Source organism: Massilia sp. (assembly GCF_046293535.1).
Lineage (GTDB): Bacteria > Pseudomonadota > Gammaproteobacteria > Burkholderiales > Burkholderiaceae_D > Telluria.
Map to the genome: position 1 here is coordinate 1 of NZ_JBKBOV010000082.1, position 5,120 is coordinate 5,120.

Here is a 5,120-nt window from a genome sequence, read left to right on the forward strand (position 1 = left end):
GGCTAGTTAGATGAAAAACCCCCCCAGCTCTCTCTGGTGGGGTTTTTTGCTTTATAGCCAAACCCCGCTGTTCGGATCCGCATTGCGGATCCTCTCTCTGGTGGGGTTTTTTGCTTTGGGCCTCCTGACGAAAAGCGGGGGCGAACCCCGCCGATTCACGCCCCGGCGCCATCGTTCAGGTTCTTGCGCAGGTCAACCAGCTGGTCTCGCAGTTGCGTCATCTCTTCGGCCGAGCATTTGGTGGCGCACAGGATTTCCGGCATCAACGCTGCCGCATCGTTCCGCAAGGCCTGGCCCTGTTCGGTCAGCGACACGATCACCTGCCGTTCGTCGGCGCGAGCGCGCGCCCGCTGCACCAGGCCCTGTGCTTCCATCCGCTTCAACAGCGGCGTCAAGGTAGCGGAATCCAGAAAAAGGCGCTCCCCGATATCCGACACCGTCAGCTCGTCCTGTTCCCACAACACCATCATCACCAGATATTGCGGGTAGGTCAGTCCAAGCTTCGGCAGCAGGCCGCGGTACACGCGCATCATTGCCAGCGACGTCGAGTACAGGGCAAAGCACAGTTGGTCGCCCAGCACCGGCGTAGAAGGAGGAGACGCAGGAGAATTCTTCATCAGTCCAATATAGATCGCACACTAGCTAGTTGCAAGCGAGGTGACCAGCAAGGTCCATGCAATATTAATAATGGTGCTCAAAACGCCTTCTGTCATGTCTTTACGCCGTTTCGTCGCATGAGGCGTTTTGCCGGAGGCCCTTTGGAATACGATCGCTCGATCAAAACCAGAAGGAGATGGCCATGGATAGACCAGCTGTGCCGGCGGCGCTGACGCCGGTTGCAAACGATGAACGCATCCAGTCGCTCGACGTCGTGCGCGGCTTTGCCCTCATCGGCATCCTCCTGATGAACGTCGAGTTCTTCAACCGCGCCACCGCCTCCCTCGGCTCCGGCATGCAGGACGGTCTCAGTGGCGCGAACTTCTGGGTCAGCTACTTCGTCCAGTACTTCGTCACCGGTAAATTCTGGACCATCTTCTCCCTCCTGTTCGGCATGGGCTTCGCCGTCATGCTGACCAGGGCGGAGCGCGCCGGCCGCAGCTTCCTGCTTCCCTATATGCGCCGCATCGCCGCACTGGCCGTCTTCGGCGCCTTGCATCACATCCTCCTGTTCGCCGGCGACATCCTGTTCAGCTACGCGGTTGCGGCGACGGCCCTCTTGATCGTGCTGTATGGGCGCGCCAAGTGGATCCTGCTGGCCATCGCCCTGTGCGTCGGCGGCGGCTTCATCCCCGACATGGACTGGCTGTTCGGCATCGCCGGTGGCCTGGCTTTCTTCGGCGTCGTCGCCTGGTGGCTGCGCGGCGAACAGCGCATGAAGCGCCTCGGCAAACCGCCGGTCATCGCCTTCGTCATGATGCTGGCCGGCGTGCTCGCAACGATCGGCGGCGCCGTCACTTGGTTCTTGCCCGCCACGCCGCCGCAGGCGCGCTTCGGCCTGCCGATGCTCGGCATCGCCTTGATCACGCTGGGCTACCTCACCACGCGCTACCACGCCGACAAGCCGGCCCGCCCGTGGCGGATCGGCGTCGGCATCTACTGCTTTTCCTTCCTCATGATGACCGGCGCCGGCGCATCGATGTACTTCTTCCCCGAGAAGCCGCCCGCGGTGGCCACCAAGGAGCAAGCGAAGAAGCAGAAGGAACAGGAGGCCGAACGGGCGAAGAGCCTGAAGGAGCGCGAAGAACGCATCAGGCTCGAAACCACGGTGCTCAGCAAAGGCAGCTTCGGCGAGGCCGTCAACATGCGCGCCACGCAGTTCGTCGAAGACGCGCCGGGCCAGGTCGGCTTCGCGACGATCCTGATCGCGATGTTCCTGATCGGTACCTGGTTCGTCCGCTCGGGCATCATGGACAAGGCGCAGGTACATTTGCCGCTGTTCCGCAAGCTGGCCATGTTCGGCCTGCCGATCGGCATTGGCATGGGCCTGCTGGGATCGACCATCGCCATGCATGCGGTGCCCGGATCGCGCGGCACCGACGGCTTCCAGTTGGCGTCCGGCCTGCAAATGCTGGGCAACCTGCCGGCCTCGATCGGCTATGTCAGCCTGGTGATCCTGATGCTCTACAGCGCATCACCCTGGAACAAGGTGAGCGTGCTGGCCCCGTTCGGCCGCATGGCCCTCACGAACTACCTGGCGCAGTCGCTGGTCGCATCAACCTTCTTCTACGGCTACGGCTTCGGCAACTGGGGCATCTCGCGCGTCGACCAGATGCTGTTCGTGGTCGTGCTCGCGGCGGCGCAGATCGTGTTCAGCCATGTGTGGCTGTCGCGCTTCCGTTACGGTCCGATGGAATGGCTGTGGCGTGCGGTCACCTATTGGCAGATCCCGCCCGTGCGCATCAAGACCCCGGCCGCCGTGCCTGCGGTGGCGACGCCGGCGTGAGGGCGCTGCTTCGACTCGGCGCGGCGCTGCTCGCGGGCGCCGCGCTTCCTGTCTGCGCACAGCCGGTGACGGTGGCCGGCCTGGACCGGCCGGCCCGGATTCTGGTGGACCGCTGGGGCGTGCCCCACATCTACGCAGCCACCCAGGATGACGCATTCTTCGTCCAGGGCTTCAATGCCGCCCGCGACCGCCTGTTCCAGATCGACTTGTGGCGCCGCCGCGGCCTGGGCGAATTGGCCTCGGTCTTCGGTCCCGCTTATGTGGAGCAGGACCGGGCGGCACGCCTCTTCCTGTACCGCGGCGGCATGGCGCCGGAATGGGCCGCCTATGGCAAGGACGCGCAACGGATCAGCGCCCGCTTCGTCGCCGGGATCAACGCCTACATCGACACCATCGCGCGCAAGCCGGCGTTGCTGCCCTTCGAGTTCCGCCAACTCGGCTACATGCCGGCGAAGTGGCGTCCGGAGGACGTGGTGCGCATCCGCAGCCACGGGCTGACGCGCAACCTGACCCAGGAATTCGCGCGCGCGCGAGTGGTCTGCAGCGCAGGCCTGGCGGCCGACGCGGTACGCGCCCAGCTGTCGCCGGCATGGACCACGCGCGTGCCCGACGGCCTCGATCCCTGCCTGCCCGACGATGCGCTCGACGTCTTCACGCGCGCGACCGAGAACGTGCGCTTCGAACCGCGCAAGCTGCAGGTGTCGCGCATGCTGCCGAACGAGGAAACGCTCGAGGGCAGCAATAACTGGGTGGTGGCGCCCTCGCGCACCGCGACCGGCCGGCCGATCCTGGCAAACGATCCGCACCGCGCCTATGGCGTGCCGTCGCTGCGCTACATCGTGCACCTGAGCGCCCCGGGCCTCGACGTCATCGGGGCAGGGGAGCCGGCGCTGCCGGGGGTGTCGATCGGCCACAACGGCAAGGTTGCCTTCGGGCTGACCATCTTCAGCATCGACCAGGAAGACCTGTACGTCTACGAGCTCAATCCGAAGAATCCGCGGCAGTACCGCTACCGGGGCGGCTGGGAGAACTTCCGCCTGGTGCGCGAGAAAGTGGCGGTGCGCGGCGGACCGGCGCGGACGGTCGAGCTGCGCTTCACCCGTCACGGCCCCGTGATTTACCAGGATGCGCGCAAGGGCCGGGCCCTGGCGGTGCGCACCGCGTGGACGGCGCCGGGCATGGCGCCATATTTCGGCAGCATCGACTACATGAAGGCCCAGGACTTCACCCAGTTCCGCCGTGCGATGGAGCGCTGGGGAGCGCCCACCGAAAACCAGGTGTACGCCGACACGGCCGGGAATATCGGCTGGGTGGCGGGCGGCTTGGCGCCGGTGCGCCCGAATTGGGATGGTTTGATGCCGGTGCCGGGCGACGGCCGCTACGAATGGCAGGGCTTTCTCGACGGCGCCAAGCTGCCCTACGTGTTCAACCCGAAGCAGGGCTGGTTCGCGTCCGCGAATGAGATGAACCTGCCGCCCGGCTTCCCCTACAAGGAGCACAAGCTCGGCTTCGAATGGCCCGACAATGCGCGCGCGCGGCGGATCGCCGAGGTCTTGTCGCAGACCCCCAAGGCGAGCCTGGAGGACATGGAGCGCCTGCAGAACGATGTGGTGTCGCTGAACGCGCGCCGCTTGCTGGCCCTGCTCAAGCCGCTCTCGTCGGCGGACCGGAAAACCGAGGCGGCCTTGCGGCTGCTGTCCGCATGGGACGGTGAGCAGAAGGCCGGCTCCGCAGCCGCGGCGCTGTATGAGCTATGGTGGTCGCGCCACCTCGGCCACGCCTTCAAGGAAGCGGTACTTGCGCCGGCGGCGGCGCAGAGTTTCGATGCGCCGCATGCGAGCGTGCTGCTCGAGTCGCTGGAAAACCCGGCGCAGCGTTTCGGGGCGGATGCGCTCCGCAAGCGCAACGAAGTCCTGCTCGCCAGCCTCGCGCAGGCGTGGGCCGAAGTGGAAGGCTTGCTGGGGCCGGATCCGGCGCGCTGGCAATGGGGCAAGCTGCACTTCAGCTACTTCGTGCATCCGATGACGCCCATCCTCGGCCAGGCTGCGCGCGCCCGGGTGAACGTGGGGCCGCTGCCGCGTGGCGGGAGCGCCCATACGGTCAACGTGTCGAGCTACCACCCCGACAGTTTCTGGCAGGCGCACGGGCCATCGTTTCGCATGGTGCTCGACGTCGGTCACTGGGACAACTCCCGGGCGATCAACACGCCCGGCCAGTCGGGCGATCCGGCCAGCCCGCATTACAGCGACCTGGCGCAGCCTTGGGCCGAGGGCAAGTACTTCCCGCTGCTGTACTCGCGGGAGGCGGTGGAAAAGGCGGCAAGACAGGTCATCGAGTTGCTGCCGGCGCGTTGACGACAAGGGCTTGCAAGTGGGCGCGCGCTTTGCTATAGTTCGCGTCCGCTTCGTTCGAGCAGAAAAACGTTAACGTAATCAAGTGGTTACGAAGACAAGCTCAAGAGAGATTCTAAAAACGAAGCGAACGAGGGGTTGACGGTTTTAGCGAAACACTGCATAATCTCACTTCTCTGCTGCTGACGAACACAACGCTTCGCAAGGTGCAGCAAGGTAGTACAGAACACTGGTTCTTTAACAATCAACAGTCGATAAGTGTGGGCGTTTGATGAGGGTGCCGCTGGCTTCGGTCAGTGATTACTTAAATTATCAAATGTTCACAA

Annotated in this window: 3 protein-coding genes; 2 read left to right on the forward strand and 1 reads right to left on the reverse strand. The window is 64.7% G+C overall.

The genetic code is table 11. From position 1 onward, the window contains the following. Positions 1–155: 155 nt before the first annotated feature. The gene (locus ACK4S9_RS23030) at positions 156–617 is read right to left on the reverse strand and encodes a MarR family winged helix-turn-helix transcriptional regulator (protein ID WP_409730247.1); all 462 of its coding nucleotides are present in this window, start codon (positions 615–617) and stop codon (positions 156–158) included. Between the two features lie 182 nt (positions 618–799). Here ACK4S9_RS23030 and ACK4S9_RS23035 point away from each other — a divergent pair, with 182 nt between their 5' ends. Then, positions 800–2,443 carry a DUF418 domain-containing protein gene (locus ACK4S9_RS23035; RefSeq protein ID WP_409730249.1) on the forward strand — a complete coding sequence of 548 codons (1,644 nt, stop codon included), beginning with the start codon at positions 800–802 and terminating at the stop codon, positions 2,441–2,443. Further along, positions 2,353–4,797 (forward strand): penicillin acylase family protein, encoded by a 2,445-nt coding sequence (locus ACK4S9_RS23040; RefSeq protein ID WP_409730251.1) that lies wholly within the window; start codon positions 2,353–2,355, stop codon positions 4,795–4,797. Before ACK4S9_RS23035 ends, ACK4S9_RS23040 begins: the two co-directional genes overlap by 91 nt. Positions 4,798–5,120 lie beyond the last annotated feature (323 nt).

Bases quoted from the DNA above. Each gene is read 5' to 3' on its own strand.
- ACK4S9_RS23040 (WP_409730251.1), top strand. From the start codon at position 2,353: ATGGCTGTGGCGTGCGGTCACCTATTGGCAGATCCCGCCCGTGCGCAT.
- ACK4S9_RS23035 (WP_409730249.1), top strand. From the start codon at position 800: ATGGATAGACCAGCTGTGCCGGCGGCGCTGACGCCGGTTGCAAACGAT.
- ACK4S9_RS23030 (WP_409730247.1), bottom strand. From the start codon at position 617: ATGAAGAATTCTCCTGCGTCTCCTCCTTCTACGCCGGTGCTGGGCGAC.